At 36.8% G+C, this 20,907-nt stretch carries 20 protein-coding genes; 12 read left to right on the top strand and 8 right to left on the bottom strand.

Annotated features, from left to right (window positions below; translation table 11 throughout):
- Positions 1-30: 30 nt before the first annotated feature.
- Positions 31-516 carry a DUF4442 domain-containing protein gene (locus tag MKL38_RS09630; protein ID WP_005045166.1) on the bottom strand — a complete coding sequence of 162 codons (486 nt, stop codon included), beginning with the start codon at positions 514-516 and terminating at the stop codon, positions 31-33.
- Between the two features lie 117 nt (positions 517-633).
- Between MKL38_RS09630 and MKL38_RS09625 the strand changes: the two genes are divergently transcribed.
- The 5 genes from MKL38_RS09625 to htpG all read left to right on the top strand — a co-directional run bounded on the left by MKL38_RS09625 (position 634) and on the right by htpG (position 6,514).
- A complete protein-coding gene (locus MKL38_RS09625) occupies positions 634-1,512 on the top strand; it encodes an alpha/beta fold hydrolase (protein ID WP_270903142.1) in 879 nt (292 codons plus the stop codon).
- A 101-nt stretch (positions 1,513-1,613) separates the two neighbouring features.
- The gene (locus MKL38_RS09620) at positions 1,614-3,038 is read left to right on the top strand and encodes a Na+/H+ antiporter family protein (RefSeq protein WP_270903141.1); all 1,425 of its coding nucleotides are present in this window, start codon (positions 1,614-1,616) and stop codon (positions 3,036-3,038) included.
- A 329-nt stretch (positions 3,039-3,367) separates the two neighbouring features.
- A complete protein-coding gene (locus MKL38_RS09615) occupies positions 3,368-3,949 on the top strand; it encodes an OmpW/AlkL family protein (protein ID WP_080758612.1) in 582 nt (193 codons plus the stop codon).
- A 189-nt stretch (positions 3,950-4,138) separates the two neighbouring features.
- Entirely contained in the window at positions 4,139-4,492 is a 354-nt protein-coding gene (locus MKL38_RS09610; RefSeq protein WP_003654518.1) for a lysozyme inhibitor LprI family protein, read from the top strand.
- A gap of 102 nt (positions 4,493-4,594) precedes the next feature.
- Positions 4,595-6,514 carry a molecular chaperone HtpG gene (htpG, locus tag MKL38_RS09605; protein ID WP_270903140.1) on the top strand — a complete coding sequence of 640 codons (1,920 nt, stop codon included), beginning with the start codon at positions 4,595-4,597 and terminating at the stop codon, positions 6,512-6,514.
- Positions 6,515-6,596: 82 nt separating this feature from the next.
- On the opposite strand, the gene MKL38_RS09600 is transcribed toward htpG, so the two are convergent.
- The 3 genes from MKL38_RS09600 to MKL38_RS09590 form a co-directional block, all read right to left on the bottom strand.
- On the bottom strand, positions 6,597-7,499 hold the full coding sequence (locus MKL38_RS09600; protein ID WP_270903139.1) for a selenocysteine synthase: 903 nt from the start codon (positions 7,497-7,499) through the stop codon (positions 6,597-6,599).
- Between the two features lie 124 nt (positions 7,500-7,623).
- Positions 7,624-8,766, bottom strand: coding sequence for a hypothetical protein (locus tag MKL38_RS09595; protein WP_270903138.1), 1,143 nt, complete (start codon positions 8,764-8,766; stop codon positions 7,624-7,626).
- Between the two features lie 359 nt (positions 8,767-9,125).
- Entirely contained in the window at positions 9,126-9,827 is a 702-nt protein-coding gene (locus MKL38_RS09590; protein ID WP_003654526.1) for a DsbA family oxidoreductase, read from the bottom strand.
- A gap of 178 nt (positions 9,828-10,005) precedes the next feature.
- On the opposite strand from MKL38_RS09590, the gene MKL38_RS09585 reads away from it, so the two are divergent.
- On the top strand, positions 10,006-10,764 hold the full coding sequence (locus MKL38_RS09585; RefSeq protein ID WP_003654528.1) for a hypothetical protein: 759 nt from the start codon (positions 10,006-10,008) through the stop codon (positions 10,762-10,764).
- 21 nt (positions 10,765-10,785) lie between these two features.
- Here the strand turns inward: MKL38_RS09585 and MKL38_RS09580 are convergent, their stop codons facing one another.
- Entirely contained in the window at positions 10,786-11,151 is a 366-nt protein-coding gene (locus tag MKL38_RS09580) for a MerR family transcriptional regulator (protein ID WP_198079125.1), read from the bottom strand.
- Positions 11,152-11,222: 71 nt separating this feature from the next.
- Between MKL38_RS09580 and MKL38_RS09575 the strand changes: the two genes are divergently transcribed.
- Both MKL38_RS09575 and MKL38_RS09570 read left to right on the top strand, forming a co-directional pair.
- On the top strand, positions 11,223-11,870 hold the full coding sequence (locus tag MKL38_RS09575; protein ID WP_270903137.1) for an RBBP9/YdeN family alpha/beta hydrolase: 648 nt from the start codon (positions 11,223-11,225) through the stop codon (positions 11,868-11,870).
- Between the two features lie 243 nt (positions 11,871-12,113).
- A complete protein-coding gene (locus MKL38_RS09570; RefSeq protein ID WP_270903136.1) occupies positions 12,114-12,605 on the top strand; it encodes a hypothetical protein in 492 nt (163 codons plus the stop codon).
- A gap of 44 nt (positions 12,606-12,649) precedes the next feature.
- On the opposite strand, the gene fadA is transcribed toward MKL38_RS09570, so the two are convergent.
- Both fadA and fadB read right to left on the bottom strand, forming a co-directional pair.
- Positions 12,650-13,822, bottom strand: coding sequence for an acetyl-CoA C-acyltransferase FadA (gene fadA, locus MKL38_RS09565; RefSeq protein WP_004640802.1), 1,173 nt, complete (start codon positions 13,820-13,822; stop codon positions 12,650-12,652).
- Positions 13,823-13,834: 12 nt separating this feature from the next.
- Positions 13,835-15,988, bottom strand: a complete 2,154-nt coding sequence (gene fadB, locus MKL38_RS09560; protein WP_270903135.1) for a fatty acid oxidation complex subunit alpha FadB — start codon at positions 15,986-15,988, stop codon at positions 13,835-13,837.
- Positions 15,989-16,379: 391 nt separating this feature from the next.
- Between fadB and MKL38_RS09555 the strand changes: the two genes are divergently transcribed.
- Positions 16,380-17,405: a hypothetical protein gene (locus MKL38_RS09555; protein ID WP_270903134.1), complete on the top strand. Its 1,026-nt coding sequence runs from the start codon at positions 16,380-16,382 to the stop codon at positions 17,403-17,405.
- Between the two features lie 172 nt (positions 17,406-17,577).
- A complete protein-coding gene (gene lpxO / locus MKL38_RS09550; RefSeq protein ID WP_092710062.1) occupies positions 17,578-18,492 on the top strand; it encodes a lipid A hydroxylase LpxO in 915 nt (304 codons plus the stop codon).
- Between the two features lie 185 nt (positions 18,493-18,677).
- On the opposite strand, the gene MKL38_RS09545 is transcribed toward lpxO, so the two are convergent.
- Positions 18,678-18,938, bottom strand: coding sequence for a hypothetical protein (locus MKL38_RS09545; protein ID WP_270903133.1), 261 nt, complete (start codon positions 18,936-18,938; stop codon positions 18,678-18,680).
- Positions 18,939-19,293: 355 nt separating this feature from the next.
- On the opposite strand from MKL38_RS09545, the gene MKL38_RS09540 reads away from it, so the two are divergent.
- Positions 19,294-20,151 (top strand): hypothetical protein, encoded by an 858-nt coding sequence (locus MKL38_RS09540; RefSeq protein WP_270903132.1) that lies wholly within the window; start codon positions 19,294-19,296, stop codon positions 20,149-20,151.
- Positions 20,152-20,338: 187 nt separating this feature from the next.
- Positions 20,339-20,869: a CHAP domain-containing protein gene (locus MKL38_RS09535; RefSeq protein WP_270903131.1), complete on the top strand. Its 531-nt coding sequence runs from the start codon at positions 20,339-20,341 to the stop codon at positions 20,867-20,869.
- Positions 20,870-20,907: the final 38 nt, after the last annotated feature.

Here is a 20,907-nt window from a genome sequence, read left to right as displayed (position 1 = left end):
ATAAAATAAGCGCTTTTTCAGCGCTTATTTTTATTGTTGAAAGGGTTTTGCTTTTTTTCGTCTGATATAAAGCGTTTTTTGAACTTCAGCAATTCTTACTCCAGTTTCATCAAAAATGTTTAAATGATAGGTTCTTAAAACAGGTTCGAAGTTGTCGGCAAGTTCACGAATTTGCTCAATTTCAGCCAAGTCGACTCGAATATCTGCATGCACAGTGCTTCGACCAGGGGAAAGAAAATTAATTTCAGCAGCTTTATCCCAAACAATATATTTTGATCCGAGATGATGCAGCAGAATCATCATATAAAATGGATCAACCATTGAATAAATACTGCCCCCGAAATGCGTTCCAACCAAATTTTGGTTTTTCCAAGTCAGAGGCATTTTTACTCGTACATGACAAAGTTCTAAATTCATGATTTCAATATAAATCCCTGCTCCTCGATAAGGAGGGTAGTGATTAAATAGAAATTTGGAAATCGTAGGATTGTTCTGAAGTCTTCTTAAAATAGCCATAATAGTCAATTTTTTTTATTGAAACAGTATTCATACTAGATAAGTATCATCTTTTTTATATTGATGGCAATGCTCTATCCGACTAACGACATGATCGATTGAAAAACAAGATAGGAAATGATTATGCAGCCAAAAGTTCATACAGTAACAACAAGTGACCAACAAACGCTTTGTGCCAAGACATGGGGCGACGAAAAAAATACACCGTTGGTTTTAGTACATGGTTATCCTGACAATCAAGAAGTATGGGAATCAATCATTGAACATTTAATCAATGACTTCTACATTGTCACCTATGATGTACGTGGAGCGGGTTTGTCTTCTATACCAAAACGTATTCGTGATTACCGTTTAGAGCGTTTATCTCTAGACTTACAAGAAGTCGTTGATGAATTATTACCAAATCGTCAATTTCATATGGCTGCACACGATTGGGGTTCGATCCAATCTTGGGAGTCGGCAACAGAGCCTAAATTTAAAGGGCATTTATTGTCATATACAACAATTTCTGGGCCATGTCTTGATCATGCAGCTTTATTTTTGCGTGATAAATTTAAATCTTCACCAGGTCAAATCTTAAAAATATTAACCAAATCTTGGTATATCGGTGCATTCCATCTTCCATTACTAGCACCAACAGTGTGGTCTCTTTTTAGCCCTGAAAAATGGGGGAAAGTTCTGACTCAGTTGGAGAGAAAAAGTAATTTACCTTTAAATAATAATATTAATGCTGATGGTAAATATGGCATTAATTTATATCGTGCCAATTTTATTCCTCGTTTAACTGGCCCACGTCAACGTTATGCGCAATGTCCAGTTAAAGCGGTTATTTTAAAATATGATACTTTTGTGAGCCCTGAATATATCACTGAGGCTATGCCAAAGTGGGTAGAAAAATTTGAATATGTAGAGCTTGAGGCAAATCACTGGGCAATTCTGAGTGAGCCTGCGAAAATTGCAGATCATATTCGTCAGTTTATTAAGGCTCAAGCTTAATGATTGAGTGACTGCATAAAACAGTTAATTCGGCGATATTTTCGGCTTCATAGATCTGAATCTGATAGAATATCGCCTTTTGTTTTGCTCTGAATTTATTCATGAATGCTGTCGTTATTGCGATTGCAGTGATGTTTTTATTATCACTGGCACGCGTTTCTGTCGTACTGACTTTAGTGGTTTCTGCCATTGTAGGCGGCCTCGTAGCAGGTTTAAGCCTTTCTCAAACCGTTGATGCCTTTAACGCTGGTCTTGGTGATGGTGCTGAAGTCGCACTTGCCTATGCAGTGCTAGGAGCATTCGCTCTAGCACTTTCAAAGTCTGGTTTACCTGATTTACTTGCTCATAAACTTATTGGTTTGTTGGGAATGGAAGCGGGAAAAAGCCGTCAAACTAAAGTGAAATATCTACTATTAGGTATTTTACTTATTTCAGCTATTTTCTCTCAGAACCTTATCCCGGTTCATATTGCCTTTATTCCTGTACTCGTTCCGCCATTATTACGGGTAATGAACCATTTAAAGTTAGACCGTAGAGCCGCAGCCTGTGTGCTTACTTTAGGTTTGGTCGGAACTTATATTTTTCTTCCGGTTGGGTTTGGTGCAATTTTCCTTGAACAAATTTTGATGGGAAATATCAACAAGGTCGGTGCAGCGTACGGCTTACATGTAGAGCGTGGCATGATGTCAATTGGCATGGCTATTCCAGTTTTAGGAATGGTTTTAGGTACTTTGGTTGCTGTATTTATTAGCTACCGTAAACCAAGGATTTATGCCGATCGTGCTATTACGCCAACCGTAACGATTGATTTAGATAAGCCTCTTCGTGCAACTACTCAAGTCGAAACAGCTGACTTAAAAGCAGATGCTGAAGAGTTAAAGCATGAGGCAGAGCAAGCGCCAGTGATTGCGAAGAAAACCATTTTTATGGCACTCCTTGCAATCGGTCTGACACTCGCTTCACAGCTCTATTCCGGTTCAATGATTTTAGGTGGTTTAGTCGGTTTTGCTGTTTTATCTACTGCTGGAATTTTTAAGTGGCAAGATGCAGATGATGTCTTTGTACAAGGCATGCGGATGATGGCTCTGGTGGGTTTCATTATGATTTCCGCTGCGGGCTTCGCATCAGTGATGACCCATACGGGAGATATTAATCAGCTAGTGAACGGTGTAGTCGATATTATCGGAGATAATCGCGCACTTGCGGCTTTCTTAATGCTTTGTATTGGTTTATTTGTCACAATTGGTATTGGTTCATCTTTCTCAAGTGTACCTGTACTTGCTGTCATTTATGTACCTTTATGCGTACAGTTTGGATTTTCACCATTAGCGACTATTGCTCTTATTGGGACAGCCGCAGCATTAGGTGATGCAGGTTCACCAGCTTCTGATTCAACCTTAGGACCAACAGCTGGTTTAGGTGTAGATGGGCAACATGATCATATTTGGGATACGGTTGTACCTACATTTATTCATTTTAATATTCCGCTATTAATTTTTGGCTGGATTGCTGCAATGGTTTTATAAGTTTTTTATAAAATATTGAATGATTAACCTTCTTAATGATGATCTTTAGATTTAAATTAAGAAGGTTTTTTATTAAATAAATAAAAGATGTATTTAAAATAAATTATATTAAAATACTCAGAATTAAAAAGTATATTAAAATGGTTGGTAATATAAAATAATCTTGATTAATAAGGTTGGATTTAAAACCAATTAAAATGGTTGGTTAATATATAATTTTATTTAAAACAGATATTTAAAAATAAACGATAAAATAATTTTATAATGAGTATTGCATGATTTTAAAATACATGTTTATTATAAATATAAATAAGTTTGGAGATATTAAAGTGTTCAAAAAAGCTTTGGTTGTTGTATTAATGGGGATGTCTTCTTTTACTTTTGCTGGTAACTGGCAAGTTAAATTTGGTGGAAGTGTTATTGCTCCATCAGAAGACACAACAACTCCTTTGGGTGTGGTAAAAGCAGATCATGAATATGCATTTACGCCATCAGTAGAATACTTTTTTGGTCAATCTCCATTTTCTGCAGAGTTATTATTAGCAACACCTATTAATCATGATGTTTTGTTAGATGGAAACAAGGTAGCGCGTATTAAACAGTTACCACCGACAATTACAGCAAAGTATCATTTTAAAAACTCGACACGTTTCACACCATATATAGGTGTTGGTGCAACCGCATTTATTCCTTGGGATGAAGAAGGGGTTGCTGACAAAGTTAAAGAAGATTTTGGTGTAGCAGGGCAAGTTGGTTTTAACTTCCAACCTGCTGATGCTAAAAACTGGGGAGTATTTGTAGATGTTCGTTATATGGATATTAGTCCGGAAGTTACTTTAACAAATGGTGCTAAGTTTGATTTAGATATTAATCCGTTTGTTTACACTTTAGGTTATAGCTATAAATTTTAAGCATAATAATAAATAGAACAATATAATAATAAACCTAGACTCAGGCACCTCACATATATTTTATGTGAGGTTTTTTTATGAGTTTTATTTGCACTAAAAAAAGCATAAAACAGACAGTTTTCTACACATCTTATGCATATTTTTTTTCTAAACTAATTTCTATTCATTACAAAACATGGAAATAAAATCATGAACAAAAAATTAGCGATGTGTTTGGCTCTTTTTAGTGGTATTGCTTTTACACAGAGTTTGCAAGCTGCAAGTTTCTCGTGTGATGCTGCAAAAACTAAAACGGAAAAGAGTATTTGTAAAAATCGTTCTTTAAATGATGCAGATGTAAAAATGGCAACGACTTATCAAATTGTTCTGCATGCTTTACCAATGGGCGGACGGGACAACCAAAAAGATGCTCAGCAGCAATGGCTGAAAAAAAGAAATGCTTGTGCTGCTGGTGTAAGTTGTATTGCTAAAGCTTATCAACAACGTCAAAAGCAGTTAGACACAATATTGCAAGATAGAGTGCTAAGCCATGGTCCATTTTAATTAGAGTAAAAATTTTTAATATTCAGGATTGAAAAATTCTAGAAGTACTCCATTCATAAAGCATTCGAGAACAAACAGACTTCAAAATTTAAGGAGTGATTTATGAGTGAACAAGCATCACAAAATTATAGTTTCCAAGCGGAAGTTGCACAGCTTTTACATTTAGTGACGCATTCTCTCTATTCTAACCCTGAGATTTTCTTACGCGAGCTTATCTCTAATGCATCAGATGCATGTGATAAGTTACGCTTTGAAGGAATTAATCATCCTGAATATTATGAAAATGATCCAGATTTACATGTACGAGTCATTTTAAATAAAGAAGATAAAACTTTAACAATTTCTGATAACGGTATTGGCCTAAACCAGCAAGAAGCGATTGATAACTTGGGTACCATTGCAAAATCGGGTACTAAAGATTTCATGTCAAAATTGACAGGTGATCAAAAAGCAGATGCTCAGTTGATTGGTCAATTTGGTGTTGGTTTTTACTCAGGTTTTATTGTTGCCGATAAAATTACAGTGGAATCACGCCGTGCAGGTCTAGATGCATCTGAAGGGGTGCGTTGGATTAGTGGTGGTACAGGTGAGTTTGAAGTTCAGCAAATTGATAAGGCTTCACGTGGTACTGACATCATTCTTCACTTGCGTGATGATGCGCTTGATTATTTAGAATCTTATAAAGTTAAGCAGATCGTTAATAAATACTCTGACCACATTAGCTTGCCAATTGAAATGCAAAAAGAAGTTTGGCAAGAGGAAGAGGCGGCTGAAGGCGAAGAGTCTAAAGGCGGTCAAATGGTCAAAACTGGCGAGTGGGAAGCGATCAACTCGGCAAGTGCGTTATGGACACGTAACAAGAGTGAAGTAACTGAAGAGCAGTACATTGAGTTCTACAAAAATTTAACTCACGACTTTGAAGCGCCATTGGCTTGGGCGCATAACCGCGTTGAAGGTAGTACCGAATATACCCAATTACTTTATATTCCAAGTAAAGCGCCACATGACATTTTTACTCGTGAAGCAAAAGCGGGCATTAAGCTCTATGTGAAACGTGTCTTTATTATGGACGATGCGGATAATTTAATTCCAAATTATCTACGTTTTGTTCAAGGTGTAGTGGACAGTGCTGATTTACCACTGAATGTCAGCCGTGAGTTGTTGCAAGAAAGCCGTGATGTAAAAACGATTCGAGAAGGTAATGCACGCCGTGTATTAACTGTGCTTGATGCTTTGGCTAAATCGGAAGATGAAAAAGACCAAGAAAAATTCAAGACCTTCTATAGTGAGTTTGGCTCAGTTATTAAAGAAGGCTTGGGCGAAGACTTTGGTAACCGCGAACGTATTTTAAAATTATTACGTTACGCGACTTCAACAAATGATGAAGTGACGACTTCTTTCGCTGACTATAAGGCACGTATGAAAGAGGGCCAAAAAGCCATCTATTATGTGACTGCTGACAGTTTAGCGGCAGCGAAAAACTCGCCACAGCTTGAGTTGTTCAAGAAAAAAGGCATTGAAGTCTTATTAATGGCAGAGCGTGTTGACGAATGGGCAATGAATTTTGTTCAAGAGTTTGAGGGTACGCCATTAAAGAATGTCTCTAAAGGCGCGGTTGATTTAGGTGACTTGCAAGATGCTGAAGAGAAAAAAGCACTTGAGCAAGCAGCTGAACAGTTCAAACCTGTTGTTGATAAGCTAAGTGATTCATTGAAAGCGAAAACCAAAGAAGTACGCGTAACTACGCGTCTGGTCGACTCTCCTGCGTGTTTAGTAACAAGCGAAGGTGAGTTATCACCTCAACTTATTCGCATGTTAAAACAAGCGGGGCAAGAAGTTCCTGGAATCAAACCAATTTTAGAAATTAACCCTGAACATCCATTAGTGAAAAAACTTGAAGGTTCAGAACATTTTGATGATTTGGCAAATGTGATTTTCGATCAGGCTGTTATTGCTGAAGGTGGTTTACCAGAAGATCCGGCAGCTTATGTAAAACGTATTAATAGCTTATTGCTGAAATAATTCAGTATAAAAAAAGCCTCTGAACCTTCAGGGGCTTTTTTGTGGATAAAGAAAGAGTTATCCACAATTTGGTAATTTTTGACTAAAAATTAGCTTCTAGATTCATTTGAACGCTGAGTTGATGTCTCGGATCATCATCAATATGGTTAAAAAAGTTAAGGTCATTTTGCATAAAAAGCCAATTTCGCCACACGGGCTGACGCCATGAAATGTAAGGTCCCCAACTATTTAGTCGCATATCATTTTTGGTATATACGCCACTACTATAAACACCGTAAGTCAGACTATTATCTTTTACAAACTCAAATTGTTGAAAAGTCCAATTTCCCCAGTTGTAATCTTCATTTTCACTCTTGTTTACATTAAATTTATTAGAAAATAATGTGTTATCTTGCATTTTCTGAGTTAGGTTTAAGGTGGTTTCAGTGTAGTTTCGGCTGGTCGAACCGTAACGAAATATCTGTTCTGTATCCAAACTAATGTTATGTCTTAAGTTCCATTTTTTCTTTGCCAAAAATTGTACATAGACATCACTTTCTGAGTTTGAACCTATATCAAGATTATTTTCAAAAAGCATCCAGGTTGAAATGGTGGCCCAGCTTGCACTGAGTGGATTAGTTAGTTCAGTTTGATTTGATGAAGCTTTCTTCTTTTTCTTACCTAAGGCTTTATAAGGCTGTTCAGGCTGGGTTGCACGCTTCCATAACGTATCACTCCCAAATACAGCCATAAGTTCTTGAATTAAGGCTACATCGGGTAAAGCATTATTTGTCTCTATTTCACAAGGAGAGATCGAAAATGGCAGAGACAGTCTGTTTGCTTTGCTGAGTTGGTTCGACAAGTAGGAATGTCGTCTTGAACGTTGGTGCTTTATAGAACTGTAAAAAAATTGAGTATGCGGAAGTAAAGCCAATACGCCCAGACTATAAATACAAACTAAGACAGTTGATCTGTAGTGAAATGAAAAAGAAGAGAATTGATTCATCGTTCAGAATAAAAAAGAATCAAAAATTAGAATAATATGTTAAGAGGCTAAGCTTAAATTTTTATTTAAAAGTGTTTTATTATTCATCACCTTGAATGAAGTTTCCAAGGTGATGTTTGCAGGCTTAAAAAAGTGCTTCTAGACGTAAGAATGTGCTGACGAAATGGTTGCGATCTTCACGGTGGTCATTAAAGTAATTTACATCTCCCTGAACAAATAACCATTCACGTAAAACGGGTTGACGCCATGAAACAAAAGGCCCCCAGCTATTTAAACGTAAGTCATTGTCGTTGTAATAACCACTGGTATAAATACCATAGTTAAAACGGTTATTTGCAAAGAAATTATGCTCGCGGAAAGTCCGGTTTTCCCAAGCTAGATCATCATCTTGATCATCGGCGTAGGTCAGGCTGAACTGATTCGATAAAATCGGCTGATTTGGTCTGGCATGTGTAAGTTCAAGATTAGTACGTAAGTAGTTTTCGCTGTCTATGCCATAACGATAAATTTGCTCTGCATAAAATTTAAAATCATTACGTAATTGCCAATCTCTCGATGCTTTTAAACGAACATAAATATCGTCTCCAGAACGAATACCTAAGTCAGCATCTGTTTCAAAAGGCAATTTTTTCGAAAAATCTGACCAACGTAAAGCAATAGAACTGTTGTCTTCTCGAGTTTGCTTACCATCTAGCTTCTTATTTGAATCTTGATTTGGGTTCTGGTTAATATTGGCTGGGCTATTATCAAATTCGTTATCTAAAGAGTCATCACCAAACACGACGCTTAGACGTTTTTCTAGAGTAGGTAGCTTAATCCTACCGCGAATTCTGGGCTTAATTTCAAAGTTGTCGTATTCATTCCAATAGTTATCAACCATCACGCGAATAGTTGCTGTCGCAGGTTTCTTTGGATCGACTTCACCAAACCAGTTGTCAATTTTTTCAGAAGTACGATCGGCCCAATTACGAATATTCTTTTGTTTACGATCAATCCATGTTTGATCTTCTGTTTGTTCGGTAGGAGGAACAATCGGTTGATTAGACTGCTCTGGAAAAATGGTGGGGGTCGCATCTACCCAACGTGGGATCTGATCTAGAAGATTCTCATCCGTTGTGGCTTCTGTTTGTACTCCAGAGCTTGAACCTTCGACCATTTGAGTTGAAGAAGTATGAGTTGCCTCTGCATGAGTTATGCACACCGAACCAAACCCAAGCGTTAAAAGTGCAAAAAGCTGCCGATAAGGAATTACGTGAAATGTTTTCATATCTATCTTTATGTTTTGTTGTTGTTTCCACTTTTGTTGATTTTTCTAATAAAATCAAGAGGGCGACACAAAAGTTAAGTAAATTTAACTTTTCTTACATATTTGAAATAAATTAAAAAGTTTAAGCTAGTAGCGATTATTTTTACATAAAAAAATCCCCCATTTAAGGGGGATGATAGATCAAGGAAACTTCAAATTCCGATCATTAAACACATAAAAAACAGAACATTACAGCGCGAATATTCTAAGCGGCAATGATAAACTGATTTTAAACAATTGGATAGTTCTTTTTTTAGAACGCTCTATTGCTAAAATGGTGATAAAACATACGATTTAATCACACTTTTAATTGTGTTGATTTATTTCTGTGGAATATCACATGATTCATCATTACAAACAGCCGCATCATCCTGTTCAACTTCTTCAGCATTTGCTTTGAGTTGTGCTTGTTCTAAGACGTTTAAAAAGACTTCACGTGGTTGAGCACCTGCAAGTGCAATTCTTTGATCAAATACAAAAAATGGCACGCCAGTAACATTTAACTGCTCTTTCGCAATTTTTTCATCATGACGAACAAAGTCAGATAGTTCATTTGTATCTAATACAAATTCAACTTCGGCATTATCAAGACCAATACGAGAAGCGATTTCTTCAACAACCTCACGTTCACCAATTGCCAAACCTTCGGTCATATAAGCATGAAAAAAAGCTTCTTTTGCTTGGTTGCCTAAGCCTTTACTTTGCGCAAGGTGAATAATACGGTGTGCATTGAAACTATTGCCAGAGTTAGCCTTTTGCCATTGGAAATCAATACCTTCAGAGGCAGCCATGGCCGCAATATTGCGCTCCATTTCTTCCATCTCTTCATAGGTACGGCCGTATTTTTTAGCCAAACGTTCTGTATTTGATGTGTCATGTTTTGCTGGCGCATCAGGATCTAATTCAAAACTATGCCAGTGAATTTCAAGCTCAATACCTGCTTCAGCAGCTACATGTTCAAGGCGTTTTTTGCCGATATAACAGAAAGGACAAACTACATCAGACCAGACATCAACACGCATGGGAGAATCTCATAAATTTTAATTACCCATCATAATAGGGATGATGTCCAAGGATTTAAAGCTTTGAATAGCGAATAGAGTGTTGCGTATTGTGAAATAAATGGCATATAAAGAAGATATAAGCTCTATTTCATAACTATAAAGAGCAAAACTATAAGAAGGGAAATAGGAGGTGTGTATGCGCCGAGTTTTGATTGCAATTGCAAGTCTGGTTGTTATCACGAGTATTATTTTTTTCACCTATCAACATATCAAACAGCAACAGGCCAAAGACAGTAGCCAAATGTTTGATGTGGTCATGACTGAAAAAATGAACCAGCTTTATGACCAAGCACAAGACTGGTCTAAACCCATCCAGCTCGATATTCACGATAAACGTTTAGCAGGTCACTATAAGCAAATTTCAGAATTTCTCTTAAGTTATTGGATTCAAAATATAAATGCACGTAATGAATATTTAAGAGAATTAAAAGCAGCAAAGTGGGATACTTTTTTAAATGTTGATCGTTTAGATGTTGATAAAAAACAGAAGTATGTGGAAACAGAAAAAATGTTAGCCGATGTTCGTACGGCTTCAGATAAATATCAAACTCAATATGAAAAAATTCATAAAACTTTCTTAGCAAAAGTTCAGGAATTATCTGTCGATGCAGAGATGAGGCAACTGCTGGAAATGAAATTGGGGTCTCAACAAAAGGCTGATCAAGATCACGCAATTTTTATGATTGAACTGCAAATTTTAGATAAAGCAGAAGAAATGTTTAAACTTCTAAAAAACTATCCATGGCAAAAGAAAGACCAAATGATTCTTTTTCATGAAAATGCCCAAGTCAAAAAATTTAACCAGCTTTACCAAGATGTTTTAAAGCTGAATGCAAAAGTTGAGAAAATTAAGAAAAGGAACGTAGCTGCATTAGAGGGAGATTTAAAAGAATAAATTGAACGTGAGCATCAAAATTTATGGATTGGTGCTCTCGGCTTTTCCTTTACTTAAAAAAGATTGTAATAAACTTTGAGAAGATTGTAGTTTGATTAACTGCTGGGACACGTGCATGAGCTCAGTTTGCAGCTTTTCTTGAACTATTGAACACAGCGTAAATACGCGTTCATCTAAATCAAAACAAGGTAGCAAAGCCTGAATGTCTTTTAGATTCATTCCTGCATCATTTAATATTTTAATTTTCTTAATATTTTCAATATCTTTTTGCGTATAACTTCGATAGTTATTACTCGCTCGATGAGGCTGTATAAGCCCTAAACTCTCATAATAACGCAGCATACGAGGGCTTACTTTTGTGAGTTCGGCAACTTTGGCAAGGTTCATAAAATAGGGTTGACCTTAACAGTGGTGTCATAGTTTAGCATGTTTATATCTTTCAAAATGGTACTTGTTCCATGATTAGAAAACTCATTTTATTGGTGTTATTCGGATTAATGTCATTTGTTGCAAATGCCAAAACACTTGAACTTCGGGAGAACAACATGCGTCAAATATTTGTACTTCATGGTTACTCTGCTTCTATCGACGATCACTGGTTTTTAGATCTAAAACATCAAATAGAAGATGAACATACAACCATTACTTTAATCCCATTTCCAGATTCTGAACATCCGGATGTGGAAGCATGGCAGAAAGTTTTAGATCAGCAGATTCCTACTGTGGATGAAAATACGTATTTCGTTGCACACAGTTTAGGGGTAATTACGTTACTGCACTTTCTGCAAAGACATGATTACCAAAATATTGGAGGAATGATTTTAGTATCTGGATTTTCTGGACCTATTTCAGATTTTTCTCCACTCGATGCTTATATAACAAAAAGCAAAGTCGATACGAGTTACTTTCATGACATAAAGAAAAAACTCGTTTATTTGTCTGATAACGATGATTTGGTTCCACCAAAACTTACGATTCAATTCGCTAAAGAAATTGATGCGCCGTACATTACAGTGCCTAATGGCGGTCATTTTTTAGGGCGGGAAGGTTATACAACATTTCCGCAAGTCGTGAATTCTTTAAAAGAGATGTTAGAGAGCAAATAAAATTTATAAGTTAAATCGCACTCTATAATCTGAACACTTTTGTTTAAGTTATAGAGTGTTTTATAGGATGCTGTTTTAATAAATAGAAGAACCGTACTATTACATTAAAAAATTTAATTATATTTACCGTTTATCTGAGCATTACTGAATCAAATTCGACTTTGTTGTAGCCTATTTATAGATACTTTTAATTTAATCATCATCTTTTAATTAAAATAGGGTGACTGATTTTTGGAGCAAGTTATGAACTTTCTAAAACAATCAGCCTTCATTGCTGCATTTGCTTTTATGGGGTTGCCGACTGTTCAAGCTGAAGAAGTCGCTACGTTACCTACAATTCGCGTTATGGCTGAATCTGAGCTACGTGAAGAAGTGGGGTTTGTACCGTTTCAAGAAGATAAAAAAGTGCGTCAGGCTCTGCAACATCGTGAGTATAAAACTCATTACGATATACAGAATGCTTTAGTCCCTGAAGGCATGACTACGGTAGATTATCAGCCAGTTATGGCACAGCCTGATTTGTCTCAACTTTCTCCATTCTTACAACAATATATTTTAGCGGTAGCAGGGGGAATACAGTCCTCTGACCCGACCAACGGTATTTTTAAAATGTTAGAGCCTCTTAAAATTAACCGAAGTAATGTCGACGCTTATCGTGAGGGTACGATGAAAGTGAATATTACTGACCTCATAAATTTACAGCAGCAAATTCAAGATGGTTTAAAAGGCCGATAAAAAAATCCCCGCATTGAGCGGGGATTTTTTTATCTTGGTGTTAATTAAACACGTTCGATAATCGTTGCAATACCTTGACCAAGGCCGATACACATGGTTGCAAGACCAATTTGAGTATCTTGTTGTTCCATTACGTTCAATAACGTAGTGGTGATACGTGCACCAGAACAGCCTAGTGGGTGACCCAAAGCAATCGCACCACCATTTAAGTTAATGATGTCTTGCTTGTCATAAACGCCTAAGCCTTTCATTACTGATAAGCCTTGAGCAGCAAATGCTTCGTTTAATTCGATAGTTTGAATATCAGCCATCGTTAAACCAGCACGTTTAAGCGCTTTTTGAGTTGCTGGAACTGGACCGTAACCCATGATTGCAGCGTCACAACCTGCAACTGCCATAGAGCGAATCACAGCGCGTGGTTTTAAACCTAACGCTTGTGCGCGTTCAGCAGACATAAGTAACATTGCAGAAGCACCATCAGACAAAGCTGAAGATGTAGCCGCAGTTACAGTACCGCCTTTTGGATCGAATACAGGACGTAATGCTTTGAACGATTCAAGGTTTGCATCTGGACGAATCACTTCATCGATGTCGCAAAGGATTTTAAAACCATTTGCATCGTGACCTTCAACACCAACGATCTCGTTTTTGAAACGACCTTCTTGTGTTGCAGCCCAAGCACGGCGATGAGATTCAACACCAAAAGCGTCTTGCTCTTCACGGCTAATGCCATTCATGCGACCTAACATTTCAGCAGTTAAGCCCATCATGTTAGATGCTTTAGCGTAGTGTTTAGATGCTTCAGGGTTTAGGTCGATGCCATGCATCATACCTACGTGCCCCATGTGCTCTACACCACCAATAATGAAGATATCACCTTGGTTGGTTGCGATCTGTGCAGCAGCCGTATGAAGTGCTTGCATAGAAGAACCACAAAGACGGTTAACAGTTTGACCTGCCACAGTTTTTGGTAGGTCAGCCAATAAGCCGATGTTACGTCCAATGTTCATACCTTGCTCTAGAGTCTGGTTTACACAGCCCCAGATCAGGTCTTCAACTTCATTGGTATCAAACTGGTTACGAGCAACGAGTGCACGAACTAATTCAGCAGATAAGCTGTCAGCACGTACATTGCGGAACATACCGTTTTTGGTTTTACCCATTGCAGAACGTACGCCATCAACGATGACAACGTCACGTGGATTTAAAGTAGCCATTCACGTTGCTCCTTAACCGTAGAATTTTTTGTTGTTAGCAGCCATGTCACGCAACATTTGTGGCGCTTCATAAGCCTTACCTAAGTGTGCATATTTGTTGCAAAGCGCAACGTATTCAGCAACACCTGTTTGGTCGATATAACGACATGGACCACCACGGAATGGAGGGAAACCTACACCCATAATCATTGCCATATCAGCTTCAGCTGCAGTTGCAACGATGTTGTCTTCTAAGCAACGAACTGTTTCGTTACAGAAAGCAAGCATCATGCGGTCAATGATTTCTTGGTTATCAAACTCGCGTTTTTCACCCGTTACGAAAGGAGCAATGATTTCATACGCTGTTGGATCAACAGTTTTTGCTTTCTTGCCTTTCTTGTCGAGTTCGTATTTATAGAAACCAACGTCATTCTTTTGACCAAGACGTTTAGCTTCGTACATTGCTTGGATTGAACCTTTGTAGTCTGGCTTCATACGGTCAGGGAAACCTTCAGCCATTACTTCTGCACCATGTACACCTGTGTCGATACCTACAACGTCGATGAGGTAAGCAGGACCCATTGGCCAACCAAACTTAGACATTACATTGTCAACTTGCTGGAAGTCTGCGCCGTCTTTTACAAGAAGGTCAAACGCACCAAAGTAAGGGAACAATACGCGGTTAACCAAGAACCCTGGGCAGTCGTTTACAACGATTGGTGTTTTACCCATTTTTTGAGCGAGAACAACAGTTGTTGCAATTGCTTCTTCAGAAGTCTTTTCACCACGAATCACTTCTACCAATGGCATCATGTGAACTGGGTTGAAGAAGTGCATACCTACGAAGTTTTCAGGACGTTGTAAAGCTTTCGCTAAACGCGTAATTGAAATTGTAGACGTGTTAGACGCAATAATCGTGTTTTCACGAACATGCTTTTCAGTGTCAGCAAGAACGATTTCTTTAACTTTTGGATTTTCTGTAACCGCTTCGATCACGATGTCGACTTCTTTAAACTCATCGTAGCTTAAAGTAGGACGGATACGTGCAAGGGTTTCACCCATTTGCGCAGGTTTCATTTTCTTACGTTCAACTTGTTTAGTTAACAAGCTATTCGCTTCTGACATACCTAGTGCAAGTTGTGGGTTACCAATATCTTTCATGATAATTGGTGTGCCTTTGCTTGCCGCTTGGTAAGCAATACCACCACCCATGATACCAGCACCAAGTACAGCTGCTTGGTTTACAGGGTGAGCACCTTTTTCATATTTCTTAGCAGTTTTCTTAACAATTTGGTCATTGAGGAATAAACCAATCAATGCACCAGCTTGTGGAGTAATCGCTGCTTTAGCAAAACCTTCAGCTTCAGCTTTTAATGCTTCGTCACGTGCAAGGCTTGCACCTGCTTGTAATGAATCAAGTAATAGTTTTGGAGCAGGGTATTGAGCCGGATTCGCTTTAGCAAGTACTGCACCTTTTGCTGTGTTGAAAGCCATCATTTGCTCAAGTGGGTTCAATTTCACAGCATCAAGTTTTTCTTGACGTTTTGCTTTCCAGTTCAAACGACCAGAAATTGCTTGCTTAACTAAATCAGTTGCAGCATCAAGTAATTTATCAGCAGCTACAACCGCATCTACAGCACCATCTTTTAGTGCAGCAGCCGGTTTTTTCGGAGCAGCCATCGCCATCCATTCAACCGCGTTGTCGATACCGATAACACGGCTTAAACGTACGCTACCGCCAAAACCTGGGTAAATACCAAGTTTAATTTCTGGTAAGCCCACTTGTGCAGCTTCTGACATCACACGATAGTCACACACTAAGCACATTTCAAAACCGCCACCTAACGCCATACCGTTAATAGCAACAACTTTTGGAATGTCTAAATCTTCAAAGCTATTGAAGATTTCGTGAACAGGCATAAGCCAGTCAACAATCGCTTTTTCACCTTGAGCGAAGTTTTCACCAAACTCGGTAATGTCTGCCCCAACAATAAATGTTGATTTGCCAGAGGTAACAACTAAGCCTTTAATATCATTATTTGCTTTTACCGCAGCAATAGCAGCTTGGAAATCTTCAATTGTTGCACGGTTAAATTTATTGACCGACTCACCTTGTAAGTCAAAGCGGAATTCTGCAATTCCGTCCGAAAGCATTTGGACGGTAATGGCATTGCCAGCGTGGATCATGCCTGATCTCCTTGGTTTTGGAGGACTTCTAAATTGATGTTATGAAGCGTGTGCACAGCTTTGGTACACATTTATGCTTCGCTAATCTTACGATAACTATATCTAAAAAAAACCTGACAAGTTGTATCAAGCCGTGACGCAAGGGTCATCAAATTTTTTTTAACAACCTTCTTAAACTATATATATGAAAAATATATTTTTATTTAAAGAACTGCTTAATAGACAGGAATTCAAGGAAAGTAAGAGAATGTAGCAGATCGTTGATTACTTTAATTTTTGAACTGGTAATAAAAAATAAGGTTCTTTGTGAATTATTAGACAGAAAGTATTGTCTATTTTTTTATCTTTGGATAAACTTTGTGTTATAAAAATGTTCAATAAAGTATGTATTATGTTAAAAAATAAATTTATGTTTTTGGCCATCCTTCCTTTTATGTTGAGTGCATGTGGAGGTGGTGGTTCTAGTGATGATAATTCAGCGAATAACAATCAAAGTGGTACTTCACAAGATTCTATTGCGAATGGTACCCGTTATTATTTTATGGATTACAACCCTGATCAAATAGATAATCTAAATGAACAAACAGATGAGCTAAATAATGCTTATTTTGAAATATTTAATAAAAAATCAACGGATGGATCCTCTAATCAAGCTTTAGGTGAGTATTTGTTAACAGAGAAAAAACTCTATTTCCCTATTGATAAAGCAATCAATGTCATGAATTTTAATTCAATGACAGATTGGAGATTAGACATCATTGGAGATGTTAAAGAAGATTGGAAATTTCAACGAGTTGACCTTTCTAATAAGAATATGTTTGATACTGTTTTACCAGGGTATCGAGCAGTAGGTTTTCCAGTTATCGATAAAAGTACAGCTAAGGGACGTTTATTTCTTAATACTTATGGGCAGAGTAAATTTCCTGAAGGAAGTAGTTGTTATCGTTTAGTTTCAAAAAAATCTAATCTAGAGACATTTGCTTTTAATGTTGATCAAAATTACGAAATTAATCAAAGTTTTGAGGATTTTGATGCTGAAAATGGCCCATATCTTAATTATTTGAATCAAACGACTCCATTTGGTTTTACTTATAAGGCAGTTAAGGGTACATGGCAAAATGTTCCATGGACAACGATTTATGATACTAGTTTAGGTTTTGCTGTGGGTGCTGGTGTTGCGGTGCAATATCAAGGTAAGACATATGCAGCAGATTACACGAGTAACATTGGTTGGACCGCTGATCAAGAGATTAAGCATTGGGAAATATTCTTAAAAAATACCGATGATCCTAAAAACATTCGTCTTGCTCAATTAAAAATTGCACAATTGAAATCTGGTTGTTATGTCTATAATGAAACCGCTGCAAAAGCACTTGATTCTCTGACTGCATTAAATTGGCAAGCATATCAAAACTAATTTAAAAGCTGAGTTTAAGAAATCTCAAGAATGAATATTTTTGAGATTTCTATTTATTAAAAATAATACTTGCCGATCTATGTCTGAATTTTCTTCTAGAGTTTGTTATTATTCCTGCCAATTTCAAATTTCTTCAAAGTATCTTTAAAGGTGCTTAAATGCGAGTAACTATATGATTAAGTGGATCATATTAGCGATTTTTATCATTTCAGCGTTGTATATTCAGCATCGTGGGAAAGTAAAGCATTCGTTTTATCGTCAATTTTTTGACCATTCAACCTTGCTCGCACCGATTAACTTTTTAATGTACATCTTTTCAAAGGTGCCGAATCAACCTTATATCGACACCCAGCATTTTAAAGATTTAAAAGTGTTGGATGAAAATTGGGAAATGATTCGTGACGAAGCGAAAGCTTTATATGATCAAGGTGGGATTAAAGCATCGAGTACTTATAACGATTTAGGTTTTAACTCGTTCTTTAAAACAGGTTGGAAACGTTTTTATTTAAAATGGTACGAATCAAGTCATCCATCTGCTGCTGAGCTTTGTCCAAAAACCACAGCTCTTCTTAAAACATTGCCGACGATTAAAGCCGCAATGTTTACTGAGCTTGCACCTGATAGCCGTTTGGTAAGACACCGTGACCCATATGCTGGTTCATTACGTTATCACTTGGGTTTAATTACACCAAATGATGACCGTTGTTTTATTGATGTCGATGGTGAACGATACTCTTGGCGTGATGGCCAAAGTGTAGTGTTTGATGAAACTTATATTCACTATGCTGAAAATAAGACAGATCAAAACCGTATCATTTTCTTTGCAGATGTTGAACGTCCAATGAAAGTGAAATGGATGGAACGTTTTAACCATTGGTTCGGTCGTAGTGTGATGACCGCGGCAAGCTCACCGAATGAAACAGGTGACCAAACAGGCGGTTTAAATAAAGCTTTTGGTTATGTTTACCAAATTCGTATTAAAGCTAAAGCTTTAAAAGCTAAAAATCGTAAGTTGTATTACTTCTTAAAATGGTTCTTGATGCTTGGGATTTTCTTCCTGATTTTTGTTCGACCATATGTATTTTAATTAAAGCGCCCGAAAGGGCGTTTTTTGTTTTTAAATAATAATTTCTAGTTCACGTTATATCTTACTAGAAAACTGCTTTTATTTGGGTTTTTAAAGCTAACTCTATGAGGATTAATCTAGCTTCTAAAAAAAACTATAAAAAATCATTTATTGCAGGATTAGTTTGTTTTTAACAATGATATTCATCATGCATCATTTATTGCGTATTGAATGATCTTAAATACAAGGTTTTGATTATTTAAAGAGTCATCTAAGTCTTCTATTAACTCTTTGATAATAAATACTTCAAGAAAATAGCTGTAGCACTTATCCTTGATAATAACCTCCATCTTTTCATCGTTTGATAGAGCAATTGCTTTGGATGTAATATCCCAAGGTTGTTCAGCATAGATGGTGTGCTCATCAGAAATATGTTCAATATTTGATATCATTTCTTGTAAGGACATGGAATATTTCAATGGAATTTAACCTGCTAGTCTAATTACCACAAAACTTTTATAAAGGTTCGTGATGTTAATGATTAAGTTTTAATATTGAAGGTTTTTAGATTAATTTAGCATGAAAATTTTAGTTCTCTTTTCTAAAAGAAAAATGACTATGAAATGATTTAGGGGAAAAGATGATAATAGTGAGTCATCTTATCCAACTAGATGATTTTTAGTTAGTCTAATATTAAGTTTTATAGAATAATTCTTAATAAAACTATAGTACCTCTCATCTGAATTATTTAATTTTTACATTGCCAAAAAGAGCAAATTATTGATAATAAAGATTACATTATATTAATAATTTAGGAACATAATGAAAAAGTTAATACTTTCATGTTTATGTGCATTTGGACTTTCGGCATGTAATGAATCTGATAATCAGGAACAGGATACGTCAGTAACACCAGCGCAGACTTTGGTTGGTTTTTCTGCGAGTCAGATTGCTGGGAATCCAATGCTTGAGAAGAAAAATTATAAGATTCAGGATAATAAGATTTATATAAGCTATCCTGATAATCATCCATTAGGTTATGAACTTAGTCAGCATTATTTCACTGATCAGGGAGTGAGCTTAGATCAGATTAAAACAACTGATGGCACATGGTATTTGTTAGGTTCTCAAGTCCAGTTTTCTGATACAGCTTTAAACTATCAGCCAGCCAACTTAGTGAAAGGTGATAATTTATTTTTAAATCAAGATTTAGTTAAAATTGATATTTCAGGTCAACCAGTGACTAAATATTTAGGCCAGTGGATTTATGAATCATTGCCACTTAGTCAGCAAGGCTTTTTTGAAGATTATTACAATGCATTATTACAGCAAAATGTAGCTAATTTTCCTAAGGGTTCAACCTGTTGGATGATTAATAAAACCTACAGCAACAAAGATTATATTGAGTTCTCTAGTGATCCTACTGCACCTTTGTATACTGAATCAAATCGTACTGCGCCTGCAATGGGAACATGGCAAGGTATTAACTGGTCACGTGGTGAAACATTATTAGCGATGAAATTTACAATAAACGATACCGAATATTCCGGACAATATCATCATCAATCTGGTGTTGACGAATATGTTCCACCTTATGCCGGTAAATATTGTGACTTTGTTAGTGAAAATGCTGCGGATGCTATGATTAAGACTTGGAAAGGTGAATCTTTAACCCAGTAATTATAGATAAATGAATAGTTTTATTACGCCCGAAAGGGCGTTTTTTATGCTGTACAGTACTTAATATATTTTGTGACTCATTTCACAGTGCTGGCAATTTGTTACAACTATTAAAAACCAATAAGCAATTTTGATTCTACAATGACGCGTTTTTTTCGAAGACTGGTTAGCGCAAGTAGGTTTTAAAATGGCTCATGCTCATCACGCAGTTCATGCACATGTTCATCATATCGCAGAGAGAAAAGAAGAAAGCTCTCAGGATGATTTAAAAATGAAAGTGATGTTAAGACAAGCAGTTCCGACGTCTGAAAAACATAAAAAATCTGATGCTAAAAGACAGCAATCTGAAGATCAAAATATTAATTTGCACAAGTTCTCAAGTAAGCTTGAAAGCATGTCGGCACAGCATAGTAAAGAGAAATGTGCCAAAAATATTCGTATTGCTTTACAAGCAGCAGGAGCGGATGTGTCTAAGCACCCAGTAGCAGCTTCAGACTGGGGGCATACGCTTGAGAAGAATGGCTATAAGAAAATTAAACCTGCTTTTAACCGTCCCCAAGAAGGTGATATCTATATTATTGAGCGGACAAGTGGCCACACATATGGTCATATTGCGGGATATACAGGCAATGGCTGGTTCTCGGATTTTCGCCAAAAAACCTATGCGGTCTATAAAGAAAAAGATGTGAAATATAGCTACTATCGTCTCGATTCTTAAAATAGTACGACATAGTCAGTCGGGGCCTATCAAAATCT

Origin of the sequence: Acinetobacter sp. AOR14_HL (assembly GCF_027855175.1) — a bacterium.
Classification (GTDB): Bacteria; Pseudomonadota; Gammaproteobacteria; order Pseudomonadales; family Moraxellaceae; genus Acinetobacter; species Acinetobacter calcoaceticus.
The sequence above is the reverse complement of the archived record's forward strand: the minus strand, read 5'-3'. Positions and strand labels throughout refer to the sequence as shown.

Coding starts and splice junctions, on each gene's coding strand:
- MKL38_RS09630 (WP_005045166.1), bottom strand. CDS start 516: ATGGCTATTTTAAGAAGACTTCAGAACAATCCTACGATTTCCAAATTT.
- MKL38_RS09625 (WP_270903142.1), top strand. CDS start 634: ATGATTATGCAGCCAAAAGTTCATACAGTAACAACAAGTGACCAACAA.
- MKL38_RS09620 (WP_270903141.1), top strand. CDS start 1,614: ATGAATGCTGTCGTTATTGCGATTGCAGTGATGTTTTTATTATCACTG.
- MKL38_RS09610 (WP_003654518.1), top strand. CDS start 4,139: ATGAACAAAAAATTAGCGATGTGTTTGGCTCTTTTTAGTGGTATTGCT.
- htpG (WP_270903140.1), top strand. CDS start 4,595: ATGAGTGAACAAGCATCACAAAATTATAGTTTCCAAGCGGAAGTTGCA.
- MKL38_RS09600 (WP_270903139.1), bottom strand. CDS start 7,499: ATGAATCAATTCTCTTCTTTTTCATTTCACTACAGATCAACTGTCTTA.
- MKL38_RS09595 (WP_270903138.1), bottom strand. CDS start 8,766: ATGAAAACATTTCACGTAATTCCTTATCGGCAGCTTTTTGCACTTTTA.
- MKL38_RS09590 (WP_003654526.1), bottom strand. CDS start 9,827: ATGCGTGTTGATGTCTGGTCTGATGTAGTTTGTCCTTTCTGTTATATC.
- MKL38_RS09585 (WP_003654528.1), top strand. CDS start 10,006: ATGCGCCGAGTTTTGATTGCAATTGCAAGTCTGGTTGTTATCACGAGT.
- MKL38_RS09580 (WP_198079125.1), bottom strand. CDS start 11,151: ATGAACCTTGCCAAAGTTGCCGAACTCACAAAAGTAAGCCCTCGTATG.
- MKL38_RS09575 (WP_270903137.1), top strand. CDS start 11,223: ATGATTAGAAAACTCATTTTATTGGTGTTATTCGGATTAATGTCATTT.
- MKL38_RS09570 (WP_270903136.1), top strand. CDS start 12,114: ATGAACTTTCTAAAACAATCAGCCTTCATTGCTGCATTTGCTTTTATG.
- fadA (WP_004640802.1), bottom strand. CDS start 13,822: ATGGCTACTTTAAATCCACGTGACGTTGTCATCGTTGATGGCGTACGT.
- fadB (WP_270903135.1), bottom strand. CDS start 15,988: ATGATCCACGCTGGCAATGCCATTACCGTCCAAATGCTTTCGGACGGA.
- MKL38_RS09555 (WP_270903134.1), top strand. CDS start 16,380: ATGTTAAAAAATAAATTTATGTTTTTGGCCATCCTTCCTTTTATGTTG.
- lpxO (WP_092710062.1), top strand. CDS start 17,578: ATGATTAAGTGGATCATATTAGCGATTTTTATCATTTCAGCGTTGTAT.
- MKL38_RS09545 (WP_270903133.1), bottom strand. CDS start 18,938: ATGTCCTTACAAGAAATGATATCAAATATTGAACATATTTCTGATGAG.
- MKL38_RS09540 (WP_270903132.1), top strand. CDS start 19,294: ATGAAAAAGTTAATACTTTCATGTTTATGTGCATTTGGACTTTCGGCA.
- MKL38_RS09535 (WP_270903131.1), top strand. CDS start 20,339: ATGGCTCATGCTCATCACGCAGTTCATGCACATGTTCATCATATCGCA.